The organism is Aquabacterium sp. (genome assembly GCF_041915145.1).
Taxonomy (GTDB): domain Bacteria; phylum Pseudomonadota; class Gammaproteobacteria; order Burkholderiales; family Burkholderiaceae_C; genus Aquabacterium.
Genome location: NZ_JAYSBZ010000039.1, coordinates 1 through 23,794, shown reverse-complemented (window position 1 = coordinate 23,794; position 23,794 = coordinate 1). Strand labels below are relative to the sequence as shown.

General features: G+C 60.7%; 23 protein-coding genes and 1 tRNA gene. 2 read left to right on the top strand and 22 right to left on the bottom strand.

The genetic code is table 11. The features are described 5' to 3' along the window. Positions 1-79: 79 nt before the first annotated feature. The 22 genes from ACE3SS_RS09055 to tsaD form a co-directional block, all read right to left on the bottom strand. A complete protein-coding gene (locus ACE3SS_RS09055) occupies positions 80-385 on the bottom strand; it encodes a DUF2818 family protein (RefSeq protein ID WP_374593092.1) in 306 nt (101 codons plus the stop codon). 35 nt (positions 386-420) lie between these two features. Next, on the bottom strand, positions 421-1,902 hold the full coding sequence (gene nuoN / locus ACE3SS_RS09050) for an NADH-quinone oxidoreductase subunit NuoN (protein WP_374593090.1): 1,482 nt from the start codon (positions 1,900-1,902) through the stop codon (positions 421-423). Between the two features lie 40 nt (positions 1,903-1,942). Continuing rightward, complete coding sequence (locus tag ACE3SS_RS09045) at positions 1,943-3,415, bottom strand: NADH-quinone oxidoreductase subunit M (RefSeq protein ID WP_374593088.1); 1,473 nt, start codon at positions 3,413-3,415, stop codon at positions 1,943-1,945. Between the two features lie 22 nt (positions 3,416-3,437). Beyond that, positions 3,438-5,450 (bottom strand): NADH-quinone oxidoreductase subunit L, encoded by a 2,013-nt coding sequence (nuoL, locus tag ACE3SS_RS09040; protein WP_374593086.1) that lies wholly within the window; start codon positions 5,448-5,450, stop codon positions 3,438-3,440. Between the two features lie 20 nt (positions 5,451-5,470). Further along, positions 5,471-5,785, bottom strand: coding sequence for an NADH-quinone oxidoreductase subunit NuoK (gene nuoK, locus ACE3SS_RS09035; RefSeq protein ID WP_374593084.1), 315 nt, complete (start codon positions 5,783-5,785; stop codon positions 5,471-5,473). After that, positions 5,782-6,429, bottom strand: a complete 648-nt coding sequence (locus ACE3SS_RS09030; RefSeq protein ID WP_374593082.1) for an NADH-quinone oxidoreductase subunit J — start codon at positions 6,427-6,429, stop codon at positions 5,782-5,784. Before ACE3SS_RS09030 ends, nuoK begins: the two co-directional genes overlap by 4 nt. Before the next feature lie 57 nt (positions 6,430-6,486). Next, positions 6,487-6,984, bottom strand: a complete 498-nt coding sequence (nuoI, locus tag ACE3SS_RS09025) for an NADH-quinone oxidoreductase subunit NuoI (RefSeq protein ID WP_374593080.1) — start codon at positions 6,982-6,984, stop codon at positions 6,487-6,489. Between the two features lie 11 nt (positions 6,985-6,995). Continuing rightward, positions 6,996-8,060 carry an NADH-quinone oxidoreductase subunit NuoH gene (gene nuoH / locus ACE3SS_RS09020; protein WP_374593111.1) on the bottom strand — a complete coding sequence of 355 codons (1,065 nt, stop codon included), beginning with the start codon at positions 8,058-8,060 and terminating at the stop codon, positions 6,996-6,998. A gap of 54 nt (positions 8,061-8,114) precedes the next feature. Further along, positions 8,115-10,439, bottom strand: a complete 2,325-nt coding sequence (gene nuoG, locus ACE3SS_RS09015; protein WP_374593078.1) for an NADH-quinone oxidoreductase subunit NuoG — start codon at positions 10,437-10,439, stop codon at positions 8,115-8,117. Between the two features lie 17 nt (positions 10,440-10,456). Beyond that, positions 10,457-11,800 (bottom strand): NADH-quinone oxidoreductase subunit NuoF, encoded by a 1,344-nt coding sequence (nuoF, locus tag ACE3SS_RS09010; protein WP_374593076.1) that lies wholly within the window; start codon positions 11,798-11,800, stop codon positions 10,457-10,459. Between the two features lie 15 nt (positions 11,801-11,815). Then, positions 11,816-12,301, bottom strand: a complete 486-nt coding sequence (gene nuoE / locus ACE3SS_RS09005) for an NADH-quinone oxidoreductase subunit NuoE (protein ID WP_374593110.1) — start codon at positions 12,299-12,301, stop codon at positions 11,816-11,818. Between the two features lie 35 nt (positions 12,302-12,336). After that, the gene (locus tag ACE3SS_RS09000) at positions 12,337-13,590 is read right to left on the bottom strand and encodes an NADH-quinone oxidoreductase subunit D (RefSeq protein ID WP_374593075.1); all 1,254 of its coding nucleotides are present in this window, start codon (positions 13,588-13,590) and stop codon (positions 12,337-12,339) included. Between the two features lie 9 nt (positions 13,591-13,599). After that, complete coding sequence (locus ACE3SS_RS08995; RefSeq protein WP_374593073.1) at positions 13,600-14,208, bottom strand: NADH-quinone oxidoreductase subunit C; 609 nt, start codon at positions 14,206-14,208, stop codon at positions 13,600-13,602. A 19-nt stretch (positions 14,209-14,227) separates the two neighbouring features. After that, a complete protein-coding gene (locus tag ACE3SS_RS08990) occupies positions 14,228-14,704 on the bottom strand; it encodes an NADH-quinone oxidoreductase subunit B family protein (protein ID WP_374593071.1) in 477 nt (158 codons plus the stop codon). A 33-nt stretch (positions 14,705-14,737) separates the two neighbouring features. Beyond that, positions 14,738-15,097, bottom strand: a complete 360-nt coding sequence (locus ACE3SS_RS08985) for an NADH-quinone oxidoreductase subunit A (RefSeq protein ID WP_374593108.1) — start codon at positions 15,095-15,097, stop codon at positions 14,738-14,740. 238 nt (positions 15,098-15,335) lie between these two features. Further along, a tRNA-Leu gene (locus ACE3SS_RS08980) sits at positions 15,336-15,420 on the bottom strand. A 138-nt stretch (positions 15,421-15,558) separates the two neighbouring features. Continuing rightward, the gene (secG, locus tag ACE3SS_RS08975) at positions 15,559-15,918 is read right to left on the bottom strand and encodes a preprotein translocase subunit SecG (RefSeq protein ID WP_374593068.1); all 360 of its coding nucleotides are present in this window, start codon (positions 15,916-15,918) and stop codon (positions 15,559-15,561) included. Between the two features lie 52 nt (positions 15,919-15,970). After that, the gene (tpiA, locus tag ACE3SS_RS08970; protein WP_374593066.1) at positions 15,971-16,717 is read right to left on the bottom strand and encodes a triose-phosphate isomerase; all 747 of its coding nucleotides are present in this window, start codon (positions 16,715-16,717) and stop codon (positions 15,971-15,973) included. 39 nt (positions 16,718-16,756) lie between these two features. Then, positions 16,757-17,743 (bottom strand): NAD(P)H-quinone oxidoreductase, encoded by a 987-nt coding sequence (locus ACE3SS_RS08965; protein ID WP_374593064.1) that lies wholly within the window; start codon positions 17,741-17,743, stop codon positions 16,757-16,759. 57 nt (positions 17,744-17,800) lie between these two features. Further along, positions 17,801-19,942, bottom strand: a complete 2,142-nt coding sequence (gene pnp / locus ACE3SS_RS08960) for a polyribonucleotide nucleotidyltransferase (protein ID WP_374593062.1) — start codon at positions 19,940-19,942, stop codon at positions 17,801-17,803. A gap of 207 nt (positions 19,943-20,149) precedes the next feature. Beyond that, positions 20,150-20,419, bottom strand: a complete 270-nt coding sequence (rpsO, locus tag ACE3SS_RS08955; RefSeq protein WP_374593060.1) for a 30S ribosomal protein S15 — start codon at positions 20,417-20,419, stop codon at positions 20,150-20,152. A 304-nt stretch (positions 20,420-20,723) separates the two neighbouring features. Next, on the bottom strand, positions 20,724-21,800 hold the full coding sequence (gene tsaD / locus ACE3SS_RS08950) for a tRNA (adenosine(37)-N6)-threonylcarbamoyltransferase complex transferase subunit TsaD (protein ID WP_374593058.1): 1,077 nt from the start codon (positions 21,798-21,800) through the stop codon (positions 20,724-20,726). A 75-nt stretch (positions 21,801-21,875) separates the two neighbouring features. On the opposite strand from tsaD, the gene ACE3SS_RS08945 reads away from it, so the two are divergent. Together ACE3SS_RS08945 and ACE3SS_RS08940 are read left to right on the top strand one after the other, a co-directional pair. Then, the gene (locus ACE3SS_RS08945; protein ID WP_374593056.1) at positions 21,876-22,508 is read left to right on the top strand and encodes an ANTAR domain-containing response regulator; all 633 of its coding nucleotides are present in this window, start codon (positions 21,876-21,878) and stop codon (positions 22,506-22,508) included. Between the two features lie 293 nt (positions 22,509-22,801). Continuing rightward, positions 22,802-23,794: ABC transporter substrate-binding protein (locus ACE3SS_RS08940; protein ID WP_374593054.1), on the top strand; the 993-nt coding region annotated here is incomplete at its 3' end.

Genomic DNA, 23,794 nt, shown 5'->3' with positions numbered 1-23,794 from the left:
AGAATCTGAAGATGCCCACGTCGGAAGCGGCATGCACCTCTCCCCGCCGAACCGGCTCACCCGGCGAGCGCGGCCAGCATCAAACGGAGTGCCGTCGACGCAGTTGTTGCCACACAAAACCCGGGAAGGCGAACGTGAGATACAGGCAACCCAGCACGGCGTAAAACTCCCAGCCTTGAGGGTAGACCTGCCCGACAAGCCCCTCCACCCAGCGCCCAGCCAAGGTAGCCAGCGTGCAGTAGATCAGCCATTCAAGCAGACGCCACGCGATCGTCTTGGGTTGCCGCGCAGGCCCCAGCAGAAACAGGCGATTGTTGACGAACGGCAGATTGGCCGCGGTCAAACCTAAGGCCAGCACCCACCACATGGCCGCATTGACGTCCACTGCCTGTCTTCCGGTGAAGAACGTACCGAATACAGTCAGGTCGAGAGCGCGTTCAAGATGGCCTGGGTACACCACGCCATCAAGCCACCAGGGAACAAGCCCAGCATCAATACGGCAACGCCGTTGAGCTTGAGCATCATCCTGGCATCACCGGCAATCAGCACCCGTGACGCGTCGGCAGGCTCATCAAAATACATCACCTTGATCACACGCAGATAGTAGAAGGCCCCTACCAGCGACATCATCACAGCCGCGATAGCCAGATACAAATATAGCTGCTCGTTTGTCGAGATCAGAGCCTGCAGCACTGCCAGCTTCGCATAGAAGCCAACCGTGGGCGGAATGCCCGCCAACGAAAACATGAAAACCGCCATCACGCCAGCCAAGGCGGGACTGCGCTTGTTCAAGCCCGCCAGATCCGCGATCGCATCGGACTCGAAACCCCCGCGAGCCAGCAGCATGATCAACCCGAAAGTGCCCAAGGTGGTCAGCACGTAGGTGATCATGTAGAACATCGCCGAGCTGTAGGCGTTGGCGCCGGAATAGGTGTTCGTGCCCACTACGCCGCATGCCAATCCCAGCAATACAAAGCCCATCTGCGAGATGGTCGAATAGGCCAACATCCGCTTGAGGTTGCTCTGAGCCAAGGCCGCCAGATTGCCGACCACCAACGAGGCAATCGCCAGCACCATCAGCATCTGCTGCCAATCTTGCGCAGAACCCAGCAGGCCTTCAATCAACAAACGTTCGATCATCGCAAACGCAGCGATCTTCGGGGCACCCGCGATCAACAGGGTCGTGATCGTCGGGGCGCCGTGGTAGACGTCAGGCACCCACATGTGGAACGGCACCGCTCCGAGCTTGAATGCCAGGCCCGACACGATGAACACCAAGCCAAAGGCCAGCACCTGCTTGTTCGGCGCACCGCTTTGCACCACGCGGAACACTTCGCCGATGTCCAGCGAACCCGTTGCACCGTAGAGCATCGACAAGCCATAGAGCAAGAAGCCGCTCGCCAGGGCACCCAGCACGAAGTACTTCATGGCGGCCTCGGTGGCGACCGCGTTGTCCCGGCGCAAGGCCACGGCCGCGTACAGCGACAGGGACATCAGCTCCAGCCCGAGATAGAGCACCAGGAAATTGTTGCCCGAGATCATCACGGAGATGCCCAGCAACGAGAGCAAGCTCAATGTGAACAGTTCGCCTTTGAGAATGTCGCGATCAGCCGCGTAAGCTTGGCCATAAACCAGCGTCACGAACACGGCAATCGTGGCGAAGAAGGCCAGCAGATGGCCCATCTTGTCAGTCACCACCATGTGCTGCATCGCGTAGGTCGTGACCCCGGCATTGAAATTGCCCAGATGCAAGCCGGCGACCGCAGCCAGCGTGGCCAGGGTCAGCAGATAGGTGGGCAGCCGGCGCGGATGCGTGACGAACAGATCCACCAATGCCACCAAGCAGCTCATGCCCAGCAGCACGATCTCCGGACTCAACGCAAGCCAATTCATCTCGTTCATTTGCACTCAGACCTTCATTGGGTCAATGGTCACAGCCAGATCAGAGCTTGCTGTGGCCCACGTGTTTGATGAGCTCTTCTACAGAGACATGCATCACGTCGGTAAAGGGTTTCGGGTAGACGCCCATCGCGATCACGGCAATGGCCAGCACGGCCAGCATGAAGAACTCGCGACGGTTGATGTCCGTCAGCTCGCGAACGTGATCGTTGGCGATGGCACCAAAGTACACCCGCTTGACCATCCACAGCGTGTAGGCCGCGCCGAAGATCAGCGCCGTGGCGGCCAGCATGCCGATCCAGAAATTGAACTTCACCGCACCGAGGATCACCATCCACTCGCCCACGAAACCGGCCGTCGCCGGCAGACCGCAGTTGGCCATGGCGAACAGCACGGCGAAGGCCGCGAATTTGGGCATGGTATTCACCACGCCGCCATAGGCAGCGATCTCACGTGAATGCACGCGGTCATACAGCACGCCGATGCTGAGGAACATCGCCCCCGAGACGAAACCGTGCGACACCATCTGCACCAGACCGCCCGAGATGCCGAGTTCGTTGAAGATGAAAAAGCCCAGGGTCACGAAACCCATGTGCGCGATCGACGAATAGGCGACCAGCTTCTTCATGTCCTGCTGCACCAACGCGACCAGCCCGATGTAGATCACCGCGACAAGCGAAATAGTGATGATGAACGGCGCCCAGTGATGAGCCGCGTCCGGCGTGATCGGCAGCGAGAAGCGCAGGAAACCATAGGCGCCCAGCTTCAGCATGATGGCGGCCAGCACCACCGAGCCCCCTGTCGGCGCTTCGACGTGGGCATCAGGCAACCAGGTGTGCACCGGCCACATCGGCACCTTCACCGCGAAGGCCGCAAAGAAGGCAAAGAACAATAAGGTCTGCGCATGCTCGCCCAGCGGGAGCTTGTGCCAGGTCAGGATGTCGAAGCTGCCACCCGACTTGTAGTACAGGTACACCAGCGCCACCAGCATCAGCAGCGAGCCGAGCAAGGTGTAGAGGAAGAACTTGAACGCCGCATACACGCGGTTCGGTCCGCCCCAGACGCCGATGATGATGTACATCGGGATCAGCGTGGCTTCGAAGAACACGTAGAACAACATGCCGTCGAGCGCCGAGAACACGCCGATCATCAGACCCGACAGCACCAGGAAGGCGCCCATATACTGATTGACGCGGTCGGTCACGACCTCCCAGGCAGCGATCACGACGATGACGGTGATGAAGGCCGTCAGCGGAGCAAACCACATCGAGATGCCGTCGACACCCAGGTGGTAACGCACCTGGAACCGGTCGATCCAGGGCGCGTTCTCGGTGAACTGCATGGCAGCCGTCGAGGTGTCGAAACTCGTGATCAGCGGAATGGTCGCAAACAGTCCGAGCAATGCGCCGACCAGCGCGGCCCAACGCACCGCATTGGCGTGCTCATCACGCCCCACGGCGAGGATCAGGACACCGAATGCAATCGGCAACCAAATGGCAAGTGAAAGGGTAGCCATGCCTATTGAACTCAGTAGGTATTCAGTTCTTGAAAATAAACCACGTCATGAAGGCCAGCACGCCAAGAATCATGACCAGGGCATATTGGAAGAGGTAGCCGGTTTGCAGCAACCGGGTCAGAGCGCCAAACGCGCCCACCAAGCGAGCCGACCCATTGACGATCAACCCATCGATCAGGGCCACATCGCCAACCTTCCAGAGTCCACGCCCCAGCAAACGCGCACCGGCGGCAAAGATGTTCTCGTTGATCCAGTCCATGAAGTATTTGTTTTCCATGATCGTGATCACGGGCTTCAGGACTCGGGCAATCGCGGCGGGAATGCTCGGCGCCACGAGGTAGAACACGTAGGCTGTCACCACGCCAGCCAGTGCCAGCAGGAACGGCAGCGACATGAACGCGTGCAAGCCCATCTCTGTAGCGTTGTGGAAGTGCTCAGCCAATTCGTGCATGGCTGGGTGATGCGATTCATCGACCGTGATGACGCCCTTGAAGAAGTCACCGAACAACATCGGACCGATGGTCAATCCGCCAATGGCCAACGAGGGGATGGCAAGCAACACCAGAGGTAGTGTCACCACCCAGGGCGACTCGTGCGGCGTGTGATCGCCGTGCCCATGGTCGCCGTGATCGTCATGTGCATGATCGTCTTCCGGCGGGAAGGGCTTATGGTGGAAGCGTTCTTTGCCATGAAAGACCAAGAAAAACATGCGGAACGAATAGAAGGCCGTGACGAACACGCCAACGATCACCGCGAAGTAGGCAAAGTGGGCACCCGGCAAATGGCTCGCCTCAACCGCCTCGATGATGCTGTCCTTCGAGTAGAAGCCCGAGAAGAACGGCGTGCCGATCAGTGCCAGCGAGCCGATCAAGGACGTGAACCACGTGACCTTCATGTGCTTCCACAGGCCGCCCATGTTGCGGATATCCTGATCGTGGTGCATGCCGATGATCACCGAGCCCGCTGCCAAGAACAGCAAGGCCTTGAAGAAGGCGTGCGTCATCAGGTGGAACACGCCCACCGAGTAGGCCGACACACCTAGCGCGACCGTCATGTAGCCCAGCTGCGAAAGTGTCGAATAAGCCACCACGCGCTTGATGTCGTTCTGAATGATGCCCAAGAAGCCCATGAACAAGGCCGTGATGGAGCCGATCACCAGCACGAAATTGAGTGCGGTATCGGACAGCTCATACAGCGGCGACATGCGCGCCACCATGAAGATGCCGGCCGTCACCATGGTTGCGGCGTGGATGAGCGCCGAAATGGGCGTCGGGCCTTCCATCGAATCCGGCAACCACACATGCAGTGGGAACTGAGCCGATTTGCCCATTGCACCGATGAACAGGCAAATACAAATCACGGTGATCAGCGCCCAGTTCTGACCGGGAAAAACCAATTGAGTCAGTTCTGGCGCCTTGGCGAACACTTCACCGTAGTTGAGCGTGCCGGCATAAGCGACGATCAGGCCGATACCCAGAATGAAGCCGAAGTCACCCACGCGGTTGACCAGAAAGGCCTTCATGTTGGCGAATACGGCCGTCGGCTTGGTGAACCAGAAACCGATCAGCAGATAAGACACCAAGCCCACCGCCTCCCAACCGAAGAACAGTTGCAGCATGTTGTTGCTCATCACAAGCATCAACATCGAGAACGTGAATAACGAGATGTAGGAGAAGAACCGCTGATAGCCTGGGTCTTCGTGCATGTAGCCGATGGTGTAGATGTGCACCATGAGGGACACAAAGGTCACCACGCACATCATCATCGCGCTCAGGCCATCGATCAGGAAACCGACTTCCATCTTCACGCCGCCAACCGTCATCCATTCGTAAATGGTTTGGTTGAAATGTGCCCCCTCCAATGCCACCGCCTTGAGCGTCAGCGCTGAAATGACGAACGACAACAGCACGCCCAGAATCGTGACGACATGCGATCCGCGTCGTCCGATGGTCTTGCCAAACAAGCCGGCGGCAATGGCGCCAACCAGCGGGGCCATAGGGACAGCAATTAGAGTGGATGCAGAAAGCTCAGACATGTCTTGTAGTTCTCCTGGCTTCAGCCCTTCAGGGTGTCGAGCTCTTCAACGCTGATCGTGGCGCGATTGCGGAACAACACCACCAGGATCGCCAAACCAATGGCGGACTCAGCAGCTGCCACGGTCAGAATGAAAAACACAAAGATCTGACCCGACATATTGCCGAGGTAGTGCGAAAAGGCTACGAAGTTCAGGTTGACAGCCAACAACATGAGCTCGATGGCCATCAACAGCACGATCAGGTTCTTGCGATTCAAGAAGATGCCGATCACCGACATCGCGAACAGGATCGCACCCAGGGACAAAAAATGCCCGAGAGAAAGCGTGGTTGTCATGCTTGACCTTTCACGTCGGCTGCCGAAGCCGCTTCACCCGCCGACTGCGGCTTGACCGGATGCATCTGAACTATGCGCAGGCGATCTGCCTTCTTGACCTTGATCTGCTCGGCGGCCGATTGGAAGCGCGAGTCCTTGCGTTGACGCAGCGTCAAGGCGATCGCGGCGATGATGGCCACGAGCAGGATCACAGCAGCGATTTCGACCGGGTACAGATACTTGCTGTAGAGCTCCACGCCCAGTGCTTTGGCGTTGCCGAGTCTAGCCAGCTCGGGCGATAGCGGCGCCGCATCTTGAACACTGAAACCGCGATAGAGCACAAAGATCATTTCGACTGCTATCACGGCGCCCACCAAGCCAGCAAGCGGGAAGTGTCTCCAGAAGCCTTCGCGCATCGCTTCGACGTCAATGTCTAGCATCATCACGACGAAAAGGAAAAGCACCATCACTGCGCCTACATAAACCAGCACCAGCGAAATAGCCAGGAACTCCACCTTCAATAGCATCCAGATGCACGAAGCATTGGCGAATGCCAAGACAAGATTGAGAGCGGCCGCAACCGGGCTCTTGGCGGTGATCACGCGAAAACCTGCAAACAGCAGAATCAGCGAGAAAGTACAAAACAACGCGAAATTGATATCCATACGTATCCTTGGCCGGGCAGCAGCGACTCGGCTACTTGAGCGCTTCAATGGCGCAACTCAGCGGTAGCGGGCGTCCGCCTCCTTGTTGGCGGCAATCTCTTTCTCGTAGCGGTCACCAACGGCCAGCAGCATGTCCTTGGTGAAGTACAGGTCACCACGCTTTTCACCGTGGTACTCGAAGACATGTGTTTCGACAATCGAATCGACCGGACAACTCTCTTCGCAGAATCCGCAGAAGATGCACTTGGTCAGATCAATGTCATAGCGAGTCGTGCGACGAGAGCCATCCGCACGAGCGTCCGATTCGATGGAAATGGCCATCGCCGGACAAACTGCTTCGCAAAGCTTGCAAGCGATACAGCGCTCCTCGCCGTTTTCGTAACGACGCAAGGCGTGTAAGCCGCGGAATCGCGGCGACAGTGGAGTTTTTTCTTCGGGGAATTGCACCGTAATCGCTTGCGCGAAGAAGTGCCGCCCCGTGAGCTTCATCCCCTTGAACAACTCCAGCAACAAGAAGCTTGAGAAGAATTCCTTGACGGAGGCAATCGTCGACATGCTGGCCTCGCTCACTTCCAGATATTCCAGGGGGACTGAATCCACAGCCCGACGACCACCAGCCACACCAGGGTGACTGGAATGAAGATCTTCCAGCCTAGACGCATGATCTGGTCGTATCGGTAGCGCGGAAACGTGGCTCGCACCCACAAGAACATCGTTACGACCATAAAGGTCTTGGCAAATAGCCAGAACCAGTTCCAGAACCACATGGTGCGATCGACTATTTCGGGCGTCGCCATACCGAACATGCTGAACGATAGCGGTGCGATCCAACCGCCAAGGAACATGATCGAAGCTAGTGCCGACACGAGGATCATGTTGGCGTATTCGGCCAAGAAGAACATGGCGAACGACATGCCGGAATACTCGATCATGTGACCAGCAACGATTTCGGATTCACCTTCAACAACGTCGAATGGATGGCGGTTGGTTTCGGCCAGACCCGAGATGAAATAGACGATGAAGATAGGCAGCAGCGGTAGCCAGTTCCAAGACAAAAAGTTCATGCCTGCATCGGCAAAGTGACCACGCCCTTGCGATTGAACAACGTCTGTCATGTTGAGACTGCCCGTCACCATCAACACGACTACAAAAGCAAAGCCCATCGCGATTTCGTAAGACACCATCTGCGCCGAAGCGCGCAGCGCTCCCAAGAATGCGTATTTGGAATTCGAGGCCCAGCCAGCAATGATCACTCCATAAACTTCAAGTGAGGTGATGGCCATTAAAAACAGCAAGCCGGCGTTGACATTGGACAGCGCCGCATCGGGGCCAAACGGCACCACCACCCACGCAGCAAGCGCAGGCATGATGGTCATGATCGGCCCCAGGAAAAAGAAACCTTTGTTGGCGGCCGACGGCGTGATGATCTCTTTGAAGATCAGCTTGACGGCATCAGCGATAGGCTGAAGGAAACCCGCCGGCCCGACGCGATTAGGACCCAGGCGAACCTGCGTCCAGCCGATGGCCTTTCGCTCCCACAGAGTCAGGTAGGCGACGCAAATCATGAGCGGCAACAACAGCGCCACGATTTTGATGAGATTCCAGACCACGGGCCATGCCAGCGGCCCCATCAGTTGCAGTCCGGCGGCGTTGAACGAATCAAACACGGTTCAGTCCCTTCGTGCTCAAGCCTTGTCCACCACGATCGGTCCGAAGGCGGCACCCAATGCCGCCGTAGCCGGCACTCCAGCCGGCACCCGCACCGTGTTGGCAGGCAGGCCTGCCTCCAATCGCGCCGTCAGTACGACTGACGCCGCTCCCTGCGACACACGAACCGTCGCGCCCTCGTTCAGTCCCATTTGCTGCCAGACCGCCTGAGGCAATCCGATGGCTGCAGCCACCTGCGCGTCTGCGGTTTGTTGCAATGACGCGGCGCGGCGCACAACGGCATCAGCTGCATACAGCGGCACATTGCTCACGCGTTCAAGCCCCGTGCTGAACTGTGGCACGTCGAGTCCATCAACTTTCGGCTGGTTCGACAACCGCGATGGCAACTGCGACACATCGCCAAGAGCCTGCGCGCGAACCTCCTCCGAAGTTTCGAAATCGAAACCCTGCAGTCCCAGCAAATTGCCCAACACGCGCAAGACTTTCCAAGCGGGCCGAACATCATCCAGCGGCTTAACGACGCCGTAAAAACTCTGCGCCCGACCTTCGGCGTTGACGAAGGTACCCGATGTCTCGCTGAACGGCGCGATCGGCAGCAGCACGTCGGCATAGTCCGAAGCTGCCGTCTTGAATGCGCTCATCGCCACGACCATTTCTGCGCCGTCGACGGCGGCCCGCGCCTGCGCCGGATTCGCTGCATCCAATTCAGGTTCGGCATTCAGCAGTACATACGCCTTGAGCGACCGGCTCAGCATCTGGCCAGCATCTTGGCCGCCCGATTGCGGCAACGCCCCAACCAGTTGCGCGCCAACCGTATTGGCCGCTTCGGTGAGGTAGCCCACGCTCGCCCCTGTCTGCTCGGCAATCCAGGCCGCCAAAGCCAGCAGATTGGCAGCGTTCGGGTGCTGAGCCGCAGCGTTACCGAGCAAAACCGCTTTGCGCTCACCCGACAGCAGCGATGCTGCAATGGCCTGAGCGGCGGGGCCGGGATCAGCCGGGACAGGTGCGGGCACGCCCTTGCTTGCAGCAACAGCAGCGGCGACTTCGGCCAAGGCAGCACACCATGCTCCAGGAGCCACGGTGACCCGCTGCGCCAGCGGCAGCAACCAGTCGTCCCCACCGGCACCGATGGCATGGATCTGCGCGCCCTTCTTGGCGGCCTGACGCAAGCGCTGAGCAAACAGCGGATGGTCCTTGCGCAGGAACGAGCCGACCACGAGTGCCCTGTCCAGCGTGGTCAGTGCGGCGATCGACGTACCCAGCCAACGGGCCTGACCAGCCACCTCGTTGCTGAAGTCAGCGTGGCGGGCCCGGTAGTCGATATTGTCAGAACCCAAACCGCGCACCAGCGCGGCCAGCAGGTGCAATTCCTCAACCGTGCTGTGCGGGGTGGCCAGCGCGCCGATGGCCGACGCCCCATGCTCGGTCTTGATCTTTTTCAGCCCGTTGGCCACGTATTCAAGCGCCGTCGTCCAGTCGACCTCGCGCCACTGACCGCCCTGCTTGAGCATGGGCTGGGTCAAGCGTTGGTCACTATTGAGCGCTTCGTAGGAGAAGCGATCACGATCCGCCAGCCAGCACTCGTTCACATCGTCGTTCTCGAGCGGCACCACACGCATGACCTGGTTGTTCTTGACCTGAACGATCAAGTTGGCACCTGTCGAGTCATGCGGACTCACCGACTTGCGGCGCGACAACTCCCAGGTACGGGCGCTGTAGCGGAAAGGCTTGCTGGTCAGCGCGCCCACCGGACAGATGTCGATCATGTTGCCGGACAGCTCGGAGTCCACCGTGCCGTTCAGGAACGTGGTGATCTCGGAATGTTCGCCACGATGAGCCATGCCGAGCTCCATCTGGCCGGCGATTTCCTGTCCGAAGCGGACGCAACGCGTGCAGTGAATGCAGCGGCTCATCTCTTCCATCGAGATCAGCGGCCCCACTTCCTTGTGGAACACCACGCGCTTTTCTTCTTGGTACCGCGATGCCGACTTGCCATAGCCCACAGCCAAGTCCTGCAACTGGCACTCGCCGCCCTGATCGCAGATCGGGCAATCGAGCGGGTGGTTGATGAGCAGGAACTCCATCACCGACTGCTGCGCCTTGATGGCCTTGTCGCTCTTGGTGCGGACGATCATGCCTTGCGTGACGGGCGTCGCGCAGGCAGGCATCGGCTTGGGCGCCTTCTCAACCTCGACCAGGCACATGCGGCAGTTGGCCGCGATCGAGAGTTTCTTGTGATAGCAGAAGTGCGGGATGTACGCGCCGGCCTTTTCGGCCGCATGCATCACCATGCTGCCTTCTGGCACTTCAACCTTCTGACCGTCGAGTTCTATTTCAACCATGATGCTCTGGGCCCCTCTCAAATATATGCAGGGACCACGCAGGTCTTGTGTTCAATGTGGTACGCGAACTCATCACGGAAGTGCTTGATCATCGCGCGCACCGGCATCGCGGCCGCATCACCCAAAGCACAAATGGTGCGCCCCTGGATGTTGTCGGCCACTGAGTTCAGCAAGTCGAGGTCTTCGACCCGCCCCTTGCCGTTCTCGATTCGGCCAACCATGCGCCACAGCCAACCCGTTCCTTCGCGGCAAGGGGTGCATTGGCCGCACGATTCGTGCATGTAGAAATAGCTCAAACGCTGCAGGCTCTTGACCATGCAACGGGTATCGTCCATCACGATGACGGCACCCGAGCCGAGCATCGAGCCGGCCTTCGCGATCGCGTCGTAATCCATCGTCGTTTCCATCATGATGGACGCAGGCAGCACGGGCGACGACGAACCACCAGGGATCACGGCCTTGAGCTTCTTGCCGCCCTTCACGCCGCCAGCCAGCTCGAGCAGCGTGGCGAACGGGGTGCCAAGCGGGATCTCGTAGTTGCCGGGGCGTTCGACGTCACCGACCATCGAGAAGATCTTGGTGCCACCGTTGTTCGGCTTGCCGCATTCGAGATAGGCCTGGCCGCCATTGCGGATGATCCAGGGCACCGCCGCGAAGGTCTCGGTGTTATTGATGGTGGTCGGCTTGCCGTACAGGCCGAAGCTCGCCGGGAACGGCGGCTTGAAGCGCGGCTGACCCTTCTTGCCCTCGAGCGACTCGAGCAGCGCGGTTTCTTCGCCGCAAATGTAGGCGCCGAAGCCATGGTGCGCATGCAGCTGGAAGCTGAAGGCGCTGCCCAGGATGTTGTTGCCCAGCAGGCCGGCCGCACGGGCTTCTTCAAGCGCGGCTTCGAAGCGCTCGTAGCTGCCGAAGATCTCGCCGTGGATGTAGTTGTAGCCCACGTTGATGCCCATGGCGTAGGCGGCGATCGCCATGCCTTCGATCACGATGTGCGGGTTGTACTGCAGGATGTCGCGATCCTTGCAGGTACCTGGCTCGCCTTCATCAGAGTTGCAGACGAGGTACTTCTGCACCGGCAACGCGCGCGGCATGAAGCTCCACTTCAGGCCCGTCGGGAAGCCTGCACCGCCACGACCACGCAGGCCCGAATTCTTGACTTCGGCGATCACCTGCTCAGGCGTCAGGCCTCCGCCACCGTCCTTGCCGAGGATCTTGCGCAGGGCCTGATAGCCGCCACGCGATTCGTAGTCCTTCAGGCTCCAGTTGCTGCCGTTCAAGCCCGCGTAGATCTGGGCACCGATGTGACGGTCATGAAAGCAGGTCTCGCGACCCGTGGCTTGGAATATGGAGAGATCCAACATGCTGCTCTCGTCTAATTACTTGGCCTGAGCCTTGAGTGTGTCGACCAATTCGTCGAGCTTGTCAGGGCCCATGTAGCTGAGCATCTGGCGATCGTTGACCAGCATCACCGGCGCATCAGCACAAGCACCCAAGCACTCACACTGCTGCACCGTGAACAGACCGTCAGCCGTGGTGCCACCATTTTCGACACCCAACTTCTCGCACAGATGCTGCAGCGCCTGTTGGCCGTTGCGCAGCACGCACGGCAAGTTGGTGCAGACGTTGAGCTTGTAACGCCCAACCGGCTGCTGGTTGTACATGTTGTAGAACGTCACCACCTCGTGAACCGCAATGGCAGGCATCCCGAGGTAATCAGCCACTTCGCGCTCACTCTCGGGCGAAACCCAACCGCGCTCCTGCTGGATGATCGACAGACAGGCCATCACGGCCGACTGCTTCTGTTCGGCAGGGTACTTGGCGACTTCGCGATCGAAGCGCGCTTTGGTTTGTTCGCTGAGCATGGTGGTATCAGTAAGCAATCTGAGGGGCGCCGGAGTCAACGGTCGATTTCACCGAACACGATGTCCATCGTGCCGATGATCGCCACCGCGTCGGCCAACATATGCCCACGGGCCATTTCGTCCAGAGCAGCCAAGTGTGGGAAACCGGGCGCGCGAATCTTCAATCGATAGGGCTTGTTGGCACCGTCGCTCACGAGGTAGATACCAAACTCACCCTTCGGATGCTCAACCGCGGCGTAAGCCTCGCCCTCGGGAACATGCATGCCTTCCGTGAAGAGCTTGAAATGGTGGATCAGCTCTTCCATGTTGGTCTTCATGTCGACCCGCGACGGCGGCGCCACCTTGTGGTTGTCGGTGATCACCGGACCGGGGTTGGCGCGCAGCCAATCGACGCATTGCTTGATGATGCGGTTGGACTGCCGCAACTCTTCGACACGCACCAGATAGCGGTCGTAGCAGTCACCCGTCTTACCGATCGGCACATCGAAATCAACGCGATCGTAGACGTCGTAGGGCTGCGTCTTGCGCAGATCCCACGCAATACCCGACCCGCGCAGCATGGCCCCAGTGAAGCCCAGATTCAAGGCTCGCTCCGGCGACACCACGCCGATGCCGACCGTGCGCTGCTTCCAGATGCGGTTATCAGTCAACAGGGTCTCGTATTCGTCGACCAGCTTCGGGAAGCGCTTGGTGAAATCGTCGATGAAATCGAGCAGGGAGCCCTGGCGGTTCTCGTTCATCTGCGCCAGCGCCTTGGCGTTGCGGATCTTCGAGGCCTTGTACTGCGGCATGCTGTCGGGCAGGTCGCGATAAACGCCACCTGGACGGAAGTAGGCAGCATGCATGCGTGCGCCGGACACCGCCTCGTACATGTCGAACAAATCCTCACGCTCACGGAAGCAATAGATGAGGATGTTCATGGCGCCACAGTCAAAACCGTGACAACCCAGCCAAAGCAGGTGATTCAACAGTCGCGTGATCTCGCCAAACATCACACGGATGTACTGCGCACGCACGGGCACCTCAATACCCAGGAGCTTCTCGATGGCCAGGCAGTAGGCGTGCTCGTTGCTCATCATGGACACGTAGTCGAGACGGTCCATGTAAGGCAATGATTGAATGAAGGTCTTGCTTTCGGCCAGCTTCTCTGTGGCGCGATGCAGCAGACCGATATGCGGATCGGCGCGCTGGATCACCTCGCCGTCCAACTCCAGCACCAGGCGCAAGACGCCGTGTGCCGCCGGGTGTTGCGGACCGAAGTTCAGGGTGTAGTTCTTGATTTCGGACATGGAGCGCTCTTAGTGCAGGCCGCCGTAGTTGTCTTCGCGGATGATGCGCGGGGTGATCTCACGCGGATCGATGGTGACGGGCTGATAGACCACCCGCTTTTGCTCAGCGTCGTAGCGCATCTCGACATGCCCCGTAGTCGGGAAGTCCTTGCGGAACGGGTGACCGATGAAACCGTAGTCAGTCAGGATGCGACGCAAATCGTCGTGACCATCGAAGACAATGCCGTACAAATCGAAAGCCTCGCGCTCAAACCAGTTGGCGGAGCTCCAGACTCCGGTCACCGAGGCGACCACGGGCAGGCTGTCGTCGGGACATGCCACCTTCAGACGCAAACGCCAATTCTTGGTGACCGACAGCAAGTGCACGGCAACCCAGTAGCGCCCCCCTTCTGCCAAGGGATCGGCACCGTCTTTGTAGACGGAGTAATCGAGACCGCACAGATCGATCAGTTGCTCGAACGCCAAGGCGGTGTGATCACGCAATGCCTGGGCGACGCCAGCGTAATCGGCGGCTCCAACCGTTAATGTCAGTTCGCCGCAACGAAGCACCAGACTTTTGATCCGATCCCCCAGGACCGATTCAAGCGCGGATTTCAGGGTGTCAAGTGACTGGCTCATCAAGAACTCTCGATTGGGCTCAACGAGCGATGGTATTTTCGCGGCGAATCTTGGCTTGCAGTTGCAAGATGCCGTACAGCAAGGCCTCGGCGGTTGGCGGACAACCTGGCACGTAGACGTCCACCGGCACGATGCGATCACAGCCACGCACCACGGAATAGCTGTAGTGGTAGTACCCACCGCCATTAGCGCAGGAGCCCATCGACAAGACCCAGCGCGGCTCAGCCATCTGGTCGTAAACCTTGCGCAAGGCGGGGGCCATCTTGTTGCACAAGGTGCCCGCCACGATCATCAGATCGGATTGGCGCGGACTGGGGCGGAACAACATGCCGAAACGATCGATGTCGTAACGCGCCGCACCGGCGTGCATCATTTCGACCGCACAACAGGCCAAGCCGAACGTCATCGGCCACATGGACCCTGTTTTAGACCAGTTGATGAGCGCATCAACCTGCGTCGTGATGAAACCTTCTTTGAGAACGCCTTCGATACCCATGACTTTGCCTTGCGAGATGCGTCGCCAGTTCAGTTATTCCCAATCAAGGGCGCCCTTCTTCCACTCGTAGGCAAAACCCACCACCAGAATGCCCAGGAAGAGCATCATGGCCCAGAAGCCTACCGCGCCGATTTCACGCAGCGCCACTGCCCATGGGAACAAGAAAGCGATCTCGAGGTCGAACAGTATGAAAAGGATGGCAACGAGGTAATAACGCACATCAAATTTCATGCGCGCATCTTCAAACGCCTCAAAACCACACTCATATGGAGAATTCTTGGCTTCATCAGGACGACGCGGCCCCAACAAGAAGCCCAAGACCTGGGGCACAACACCAACACCCACACCCACCAAGATGAACAAGATGACAGGGAGGTACTGTTCAAGATTCATGGTGGTTCGCCAGTTTGCTGAGATGCAAAAAAGATCTTGTCGCCAATCAGAAAATTCTGCGGATTGAGACGCCACATGGCCGCTCGGCAAAAATAAGGCGCGCCATCGATGGAGCATGACCGACAAACGGATCAAGACAACCCTCGCGCAGCGCGCCAGCTTGCTCCGCCAATCACGGCCAAAACACCGATTGCGAAGCGGCCAGAACCAAGCAACCCGGCCTCACACAAAAACCATTTGGTGCCGACGGCGAGACTCGAACTCGCACAGCTTTCGCCACTACCCCCTCAAGATAGCGTGTCTACCAATTTCACCACGTCGGCGCGCCCACTCTCATGAGCCGCTTCGATCACACTGCGTCGCCTATCTGCCATGCAGCATTTACCGAAGCCTTAAATTCTACCCCAATTGGGGCGACATCTTGTGCTTGCGCGCCATAGAACCAACAGCGAAAAACAACATCATTTGGCCGGGATCAAAGCTGCGCCGGATGCCGCCACATCGGGCACAACCACCGAAGCGGCCGGCGCAACCGGCGCTGCACGCTCCAGCACACTTGCACCACCTACCGAGACACCGCCGCGATGGTTGCCCATATACGCCAGCGCCAGCGTGCTGACAAAGAAGATGGTTGCACACACTGCCGTCGAGCGTGAAAGAAAGTTGGCGCTACCAGTGGCACCAAACAGGCTACCGGACGCGCCGCTGCCGAACGATGCCCCCATGTCAGCCCCCTTGCCGTGCTGCACCAGCACCAGCCCGATCATGGCCAAGGCGGCAAGGATCTGCACAACCGTGATCAACGAAATCAACCATTGCATAACACCACTCTCCAATCTGTAGATTCTGAACCGCTTTTGTTGCACGCGACGATCAACCCGCCGCGCGGCAAACCGCAACGAAATCGGCCGCCTTCAAGGCCGCACCGCCAATCAGGCCGCCATCGATGTCGGGCTGACCGAACAAGGTCGCCGCATTGTCGGGCTTGACGCTGCCACCGTAGAGCAGCCGCATGCCGTCCGCCCGCTGGCTGGCCGCGCGCAGTTGGGCACGCAGCAAGGCATGCACCTCTTGAGCCTGCTCGGGAGACGCCGTCTTGCCCGTTCCGATGGCCCATACCGGCTCGTAGGCGACCACGATTTCGCCGATGCACTGCCCCAGGGTGTGGATCACCACCGACAACTGGCGCTTGACCACCTCTTCGGTCTGCCCGGCCTCGCGCTGCGCCAGCGTTTCGCCCACACACACGATCGGCGTGATGCCTTTGCCGAGCGCGATCTTGGCCTTGTCAGCCACCTGCTGATCGGTCTCGCCGTGGTAAGCCCGACGCTCCGAGTGCCCCACGATCACGTAGCGGCAACCGAACTCCGACAGCATCGACACTGACACATCGCCGGTGTACGCACCCTGCTCATGCGCGGAGCAGTCTTGCGCCCCCCAGGCGACGGCGCTCCCGGCCAGCGTGATGCCCACCTCACCAAGGTACGGCGCAGGCACACACACCGCGACGTCGGCACCGAACGGGCCGGCCTGCAGGATGCCGCCCAGCAACTCTGCGTTGGCAGCGCGACTGCCGTGCATCTTCCAGTTGCCTGCGACCAATTTTTTACGAGCACTCATGTTTCGACTCTCGCGAAAATTCTTTGCTTGATTTGATAACTACCAGGCGAGCACGATCTTGCCGACGTGCTGCCCCGATTCGATGTAGGCGTGCGCCTCTGCAGCTGCTTCAGCCGCAAAAACGCGATCCAGCACCGAGCGAACCCGCCCTTGCTCCAGCAAGGGCCAGACATGTTGTCGCAACGCCCGCGCGATGCCCGCCTTGAACTCCAGCGAACGCGCACGCAAGGTTGACCCCGAGATGGTGAGACGCCGCACCAACACCTGCGCGGCATTGAACTCGGCCTGCCCCCCCCCTTGCACGGCAATGATGACCACACGACCATCTTCCGCGAGGCAATTGAGCTCACGCGCCACATACGGCCCGGCAACCATATCGAGCACCACATCAACCCCACGGCCGCCCGTGATTCGCATCACCTCGGCCACGAAGTCGTCGCGCTTATAGTTGATCGCGCGATCCGCACCCAGCTTGAGGCACGCCTCAGCCTTGGCATCACTGCCGACGGTAACGATCACTTGAGACCCCAATGCCTTGGCAAGCTGGATGGCCGTGACGCCGATGCCGCTCGTACCGCCGTGCACCAACAAGGTCTCACCCGGCTGTAGCGCGGCACGCTCGAACACATTGGCCCAGACGGTGAAGAAAGTCTCGGGCAACCCCGCCGCTTCAGCGTCGCTCCAGCCAGCCGGCACCGGCAGGCATTGCCCAACTGGCGCGACCGCCTGCTCGGCATACCCCCCACCGGCCAGCAAGGCGCACACGCGGTCACCCAGCTTGAAGCCAGCATGCGCCATCGCTTCGGCATCACCAGATTCGATAACGCCCGCCACTTCGAGCCCCGGCAGATCGGACGCTCCCGGCGGCGGCGGATACAGGCCTTTGCGCTGCAACACGTCGGGACGATTGACGCCTGACGCGGCCACGCGAATCAGCACCTCGCCCACCCCAGCCACGGGCGCCGCTCGCACAGCCAGACGCAGCACCTCTGGGGCGCCGGGCTGGCTGATTTCAATGACGTTCATGGTCAGGGGGAGCGTCGCAGCAACCCGACACACGCCGGGTCACCGCGATTCGAGCGCTTACTGCTGCTGTTGCTGTTGTTGCTGCGCTTCGTTCGAGCCACGCTCGGGACGGTCTTGCAGCACCTTCATCGACAGCTTGACGCGGCCTTTCTCGTCGGTCTCGAGAACCTTGACCTTGACGATCTGACCTTCTTGCAGCACATCGGAGACCTTCTCGACACGCTGGTGCGAGATCTGGCTGATGTGCAGCAGGCCGTCCTTGCCCGGCAGCAGATTGACCAGCGCGCCAAAGTCGAACAGCTTGGTGACCGGGCCTTCGTAGATCTTGCCGATTTCAACCTCGGCGGTGATCTCTTGAATGCGCTTCTTGGCCAGCTCAGCCTTGTCGGCGTCGGTCGAGGCGATGGTGATCGTGCCGTCTTCGCCGATGTCGATCTGCGTGCCGGTTTCTTCGGTCAGCGCGCGGATGGTGGCGCCACCCTTGCCGATCACGTCACGGATCTTCTCGGGGTTGATCTTGAGCGTGTACAGGCGCGGAGCGAACTCGGACACCTCGGTGTTCGGCGCTTCCATGGCTTCGACCATCTTGCCCAGGATGTGCAGACGGGCTTCCTTGGCCTGAGCCAGCGCCACTTGCATGATCTCTTTGGTGATGCCTTGGATCTTGATGTCCATCTGCAGCGCGGTCACGCCGGCGGTGGTACCGGCCACCTTGAAGTCCATGTCGCCCAGGTGATCTTCATCTCCCAGGATGTCGGTCAGCACGGCGAAGCGGTTGCCTTCCTTGATCAGACCCATGGCGATACCGGCCACGTGCGCCTTCATCGGCACGCCGGCGTCCATCATGGCCAGACAGCCGCCGCAGACCGAAGCCATCGACGACGAGCCGTTCGACTCGGTGATCTCGGACACGACGCGCACGGTGTAACCGAAGTCTTCCTTGCCCGGCAGCAGCGGCACCAGGGCGCGCTTGGCCAGACGGCCGTGGCCGATTTCGCGGCGCTTGGGCGAGCCCACGCGGCCGGTTTCGCCGGTGGCGAACGGGGGCATGTTGTAGTGGAACAGGAAGCTGTCGCGGAACTCGCCAGCCAGGGCGTCGATGCGCTGTGCGTCTTGGTCGGTGCCCAGGGTGGCAATGACCAGCGCCTGCGTTTCACCGCGGGTGAACAGCGCCGAGCCGTGCACGCGCGGCAGCACGCCGGTGCGGATCTCGATGGGGCGCACGGTGCGGGTGTCGCGACCGTCGATGCGCGGCTCGCCTGACAGGATCTGACTGCGCACGATCTTGGCTTCGATGTCGAACAACAGGCTTTCAACCTTGACCTCGTCGAAGGCCACGCCCTCGGCGGTCAGCGCACCCTTGACGTCGGCATAAGCCTGGCGGCAAGCCTGGGTACGCGCTTGCTTGGAGCGGATCTGATAAGCCGCGCGCAGCTTCTCTTCGGCCAGCGCGGTGACCTTGCCGATGAAGGCTTCGTCCTTGGCGGGGGCTTCCCACTGCCACTCGGGCTTGCCGGCGTCGCGCACCAGCTCGTGGATGGCGTTGATGGCCACGTTGCCTTGCTCGTGACCGAACACCACGGCGCCCAGCATCACATCTTCAGTCAGCTGATCAGCCTCGGACTCGACCATCAGCACAGCCGATTCGGTGCCGGCCACCACGAGATCGAGCTTCGACTCGGCCAGCTGAGCCGGACCCGGGTTGAGCACGTATTCGCCGTTGACGTAGGCCACGCGAGCGGCACCGATCGGGCCGTTGAACGGGATGCCGGAGATCGACAGCGCCGCGCTGGAAGCGATCATGGCGGCGATGTCGGCCGACACCTGCGGGTTGAGCGACAGCACGTGGATCACGAGCTGCACTTCGTTGTAGAAGCCCTCGGGGAACAGCGGACGGATCGGGCGGTCGATCAGGCGCGAGGTGAGCGTTTCGAGCTCGCTGGGCTTGGCTTCACGCTTGAAGAAGCTACCCGGGATCTTGCCGGCGGCGTAGGTCTTCTCGATGTAGTCGACGGTCAGCGGGAAGAAATCTTGACCCGGCTTGGCGTTCTTGGCGCAGACCACGGTGGCCAGCACCGTGGTGCCGTCCATGTCGACCACCACGGCGCCCGTGGCTTGGCGAGCGATTTCGCCGGTTTCCATCGTGACCGTGTGCTGACCCCATTGGAAGGTCTTGGTGACTTTGTTGAACATGCTCATGCTTGTTTCTCCATGCATTTACAAAACGCGCCCTTGCGGCGGCGCGTGACACCTGGAGTCAAGGCCTCGAGCGTGATGCCATTCCAGCGCGACAGCCCTGCTGCCTCGATGGAATGACACGACCACGCCTCACATCCGACCTCACTCCGAAAAAACAAAAAGCCTGTGCTGGGGTTGCCAGACAGGCTTTTTGCCGTGCTTGATTCCTTACTTGCGCAGGCCGAGCTTCTGGATCAGCGCGGTGTAGCGGTCAGCGTCGCGATCCTTCAGGTAGTCGAGCAGCTTGCGGCGACGGCTCACCATGCGCAACAGGCCGCGACGACCGTGGTGGTCCTTCTTGTTGGCCTTGAAGTGCGGGGTCAGCTCGTTGATGCGAGCGGTCAGCAAGGCCACTTGCACTTCGGGCGAGCCGGTGTCGGCGGCGCCACGGGCGTTGGCTTTGATGATTTCAGCTTTGTTCAGATCGGCGACTGCCATGATGACTTTCCGTTCGTTTCGAAAGACGGAAACCCAAACCACGCACCGCACCCAGGCGACACGCAGCGGTTTCCAGAGTGGGCTTGAGGTGACACCGCCTGGGCGGCATGCAACGACAAACCCGGTTTGACTTGCGGCATCGGGTGAAACCTACCCAAGCCGTGCGATTGCGCTCTACTTTGCCCAAGGGCAGACGCCCAAAGACAGCAAAACCGGCGGAGTATAGCTGAAAAGAAGACGGTGCCACCGCAGCCGCCCAGCGCGTGGGGTGCCGCGAGCATTTCAGTTCCAGCTATTCGCGGACCTACACGCTAGCCAGTTCCCAGCGCGGCTTCACCTCGAAGGCGTAGTCGCGCCGCACCGCCGCCTGCCCGGCCTGCACGCGCATCGCGGCGGCCAGCGCGATCATGGCGCCGTTGTCGGTGCACAGATCCAGTTCGGGATGGTGCACGCGCACACCCCGCTTCTTGCATTCCGCCGCCAGCCGCTCGCGGAGCATGCGGTTGGCACCCACCCCCCCGGCCACCACGATGCGCTTGAGGCCCGTCGCCTTGAGCGCTGCCAGGGACTTTTTCAGCAGCACGTCAACGATGGCCGTTTGCGTCGCGGCCGCCAGGTCGGCCTTGGCTTGGTCGCACGGGCTGGAACCCAGGCGCTCAAGCTGCACACGCACCGCCGTCTTGAGCCCGGCGAACGAGAAGTCGAGGTTGCCGCTGTGCAGCAGTGGGCGCGGCAAGTCGAACGACTGCGCGTTGCCATGCTCGGCCAGCCGCGCCAGCGCCGGACCGCCGGGGTAACCGAGACCGAGCAGCTTGGCGGATTTGTCGAACGCCTCGCCGGCCGCGTCGTCCACCGTCTCGCCCAGCAAGGCGTAGCGGCCCACGCCATCGACCCGCATCAACTGGGTGTGTCCGCCCGAAACGAGCAGCGCCACGAACGGAAAGCTCGGCGGGTCGGCCGACAGGAAGGGCGACAGCAGGTGCCCTTCGAGGTGATGGATGCCCAGCACGGGCTTGCCCAGGGCCGAGCCCAGCGCGCAGGCCACCCCGGCTCCGACCAGCAACGCCCCCGCCAAGCCAGGGCCTTGGGTGTAGGCGATCAGATCCACATCAGCGAGCTCGACGTGAGCACGCGCCAACACGTCGCGCGCCAGCGGCAGGACGCGGCGGATGTGATCGCGCGAGGCGAGCTCGGGCACCACGCCGCCATAGGCCTGGTGCATGTCCACCTGGCTGTGCAAGGCATGCGCCAGCAGGCGAGGCACCGTTTGCGCGCCTTCCCCCGACCCAGATTGAGCGCCCGGCTGCGGCTCGTTCAACTCGACCAACGCCACGCCGGTTTCGTCGCAGGAAGATTCGATACCCAATACACGCATGACCATGCGGCGAGTCTAAAGCAGCGCCTCCGTCGAACCAGGGGGCCGCGGACGTGGCTCAAATGTTGCAAGATCAGCCCCATGACTGTGCCCACCTCGTTGCGACTCGTGATCGTCGCCCCGGAAACGCTCGACGCCGATCCGACCGACCCGCACGCCCGACAAGAGGCGGAGCGCTCACGCACGCTGCGTATCGGTCTGCTGGAGGCCGGCTACAACATCGTGGCGGTGCTGCCGGCCGACCCTTTCTTGCCGGACCGCGTGGCACAGATCCAGCCCGACATGATCATCGTGGACGCCGAGAGCCAGGGGCGCGACATCCTCGAACACGTGGTGGTGGCGACGCGCGACGAGCGTCGGCCCATCGTGCTGTTCACCGAAGATGACGACACCTCCCATGTGCGCGCGGCCATCGCGGCGGGCGTGTCGGCCTACGTCGTCGCCGGCCTGGCCCCTGAGCGCGTGAAGCCGGTGATCGACGTGGCGATGGCGCGCTTTGAACACGAAGAATCGCTGCGCCGCGAGTTGGCGGATGCGCGCACCCAGCTCGAAGAACGCAAGATCATCGACCGCGCCAAGGGCCTGCTGATGACCAAGCAAGGCTGCACCGAGCAAGAAGCCTACGCGCGCCTGCGCAAGACGGCCATGGACCGCGGACTCAAGCTCGTCGAGGTGGCGCAACGCCTCATCGACGTGGCCGACGTGTTCAGCTGACCGCCCCCGCCACATCGCACAGCCGCCGTGCGCGGCCCCAAGGCGGTGCATCTATTTGGTGCCTGACATGGGTCTCTCGATGGATTTGAAGCTGGCACACCCTTTGCGTATACCAACGACAAGAGATCAACGGCGATCTCGTTGAAGCGCCAGCCAATGGCGGCGAGCGCTTCACAGGACGAAGGCGTCCCCACCCTGTCTGCGACCCGCTCGCAGCTCCGGTGCGGACGCCTTTTTGTTTTTCGCAAAGCTTGGAACACATCGCCACCATGAGCCACTCACAGGACTTCAAAATGAGCCGTCGATCGATCATCAAAGTCGCCGCAGCAGCGGGCGCCACCGGCATGGTGCCGGGCCTGCAATCGGCCGTCTGGGCCGGCGGCTCCGACAAGCCCGAAAAAGAAGAAGTGAAGATCGGCTTCATCCCGCTGACCGACTGCGCCTCGATCGTGATGGCCTCGGTGCTGGGCTTCGATAAGAAATACGGCGTGAAGATCGTGCCGAGCAAGGAAGCCTCGTGGGCCGGCGTGCGCGACAAGCTGGTCAACGGCGAGCTCGACATGGCGCACGTGCTCTACGGCCTGATCTACGGCGTGCATCTCGGCGTGGCCGGCCCCAAGAAGGACATGGCCGTGCTGATGACGCTCAACAACAACGGACAGGCCATCACGCTGTCGAAGCAGCTCGCCAGCAAGGGCGCGGTGGACGGCGCCAGCCTCGCCAAGCTGATGCAGACCGACAAGCGCGAGTACACCTTTGCGCAGACCTTCCCGACCGGCACGCACGCCATGTGGCTGTATTACTGGCTGGCCACCTACGGCATCAACCCGCTGAAGGACGCCAAGGTCATCACCGTGCCGCCGCCGCAAATGGTGGCCAACATGCGCGTGGGCAACATGGACGGCTACTGCGTGGGTGAGCCCTGGGGGCACCGCGCCATCGTTGATGGCATCGGCATCACGGCCGTCACCACGCAAGACATCTGGCAAGACCACCCCGAGAAGGTGCTGGGCACCACGAACGACTTCGTCAAGAAGTACCCCAACACCGCGCGTGCCGTGATGATGGCCGTGCTCGAAGCCAGCCGCTGGATCGACGCCAACTTGGGCAACCGCATGAAGATGGCCGAGACCATCGCCGACAAGGCCTATGTGAACACTGGCGTCGAGGCGATCAACCAGCGCATTCTGGGTCGCTACCAGAACGGTCTGGGCAAGACCTGGGACGACCCCAACCACATGAAGTTCTTCAACGACGGCAAGGTCAACTTCCCGTACCTGAGCGAC

Coding starts and splice junctions, on each gene's coding strand:
- nuoE (WP_374593110.1), bottom strand. CDS start 12,301: ATGCTCAGCGAACAAACCAAAGCGCGCTTCGATCGCGAAGTCGCCAAG.
- ACE3SS_RS08990 (WP_374593071.1), bottom strand. CDS start 14,704: ATGGGTATCGAAGGCGTTCTCAAAGAAGGTTTCATCACGACGCAGGTT.
- tsaD (WP_374593058.1), bottom strand. CDS start 21,800: ATGGTCATGCGTGTATTGGGTATCGAATCTTCCTGCGACGAAACCGGC.
- nuoF (WP_374593076.1), bottom strand. CDS start 11,800: ATGTTGGATCTCTCCATATTCCAAGCCACGGGTCGCGAGACCTGCTTT.
- secG (WP_374593068.1), bottom strand. CDS start 15,918: ATGCAATGGTTGATTTCGTTGATCACGGTTGTGCAGATCCTTGCCGCC.
- pnp (WP_374593062.1), bottom strand. CDS start 19,942: ATGAGCATGTTCAACAAAGTCACCAAGACCTTCCAATGGGGTCAGCAC.
- nuoK (WP_374593084.1), bottom strand. CDS start 5,785: ATGACAACCACGCTTTCTCTCGGGCATTTTTTGTCCCTGGGTGCGATC.
- nuoH (WP_374593111.1), bottom strand. CDS start 8,060: ATGGGGCCGCTGGCATGGCCCGTGGTCTGGAATCTCATCAAAATCGTG.
- ACE3SS_RS08965 (WP_374593064.1), bottom strand. CDS start 17,743: ATGAACGTCATTGAAATCAGCCAGCCCGGCGCCCCAGAGGTGCTGCGT.
- ACE3SS_RS08985 (WP_374593108.1), bottom strand. CDS start 15,097: ATGAATCTTGAACAGTACCTCCCTGTCATCTTGTTCATCTTGGTGGGT.
- nuoG (WP_374593078.1), bottom strand. CDS start 10,439: ATGGTTGAAATAGAACTCGACGGTCAGAAGGTTGAAGTGCCAGAAGGC.
- ACE3SS_RS09045 (WP_374593088.1), bottom strand. CDS start 3,415: ATGGCTACCCTTTCACTTGCCATTTGGTTGCCGATTGCATTCGGTGTC.
- tpiA (WP_374593066.1), bottom strand. CDS start 16,717: ATGAGTGCTCGTAAAAAATTGGTCGCAGGCAACTGGAAGATGCACGGC.
- ACE3SS_RS09030 (WP_374593082.1), bottom strand. CDS start 6,429: ATGGATATCAATTTCGCGTTGTTTTGTACTTTCTCGCTGATTCTGCTG.
- nuoL (WP_374593086.1), bottom strand. CDS start 5,450: ATGTCTGAGCTTTCTGCATCCACTCTAATTGCTGTCCCTATGGCCCCG.
- ACE3SS_RS09000 (WP_374593075.1), bottom strand. CDS start 13,590: ATGTCCGAAATCAAGAACTACACCCTGAACTTCGGTCCGCAACACCCG.
- ACE3SS_RS08945 (WP_374593056.1), top strand. CDS start 21,876: ATGACTGTGCCCACCTCGTTGCGACTCGTGATCGTCGCCCCGGAAACG.
- nuoN (WP_374593090.1), bottom strand. CDS start 1,902: ATGAACGAGATGAATTGGCTTGCGTTGAGTCCGGAGATCGTGCTGCTG.
- rpsO (WP_374593060.1), bottom strand. CDS start 20,419: ATGGCAGTCGCCGATCTGAACAAAGCTGAAATCATCAAAGCCAACGCC.
- ACE3SS_RS08995 (WP_374593073.1), bottom strand. CDS start 14,208: ATGAGCCAGTCACTTGACACCCTGAAATCCGCGCTTGAATCGGTCCTG.
- nuoI (WP_374593080.1), bottom strand. CDS start 6,984: ATGTCGACGATTGCCTCCGTCAAGGAATTCTTCTCAAGCTTCTTGTTG.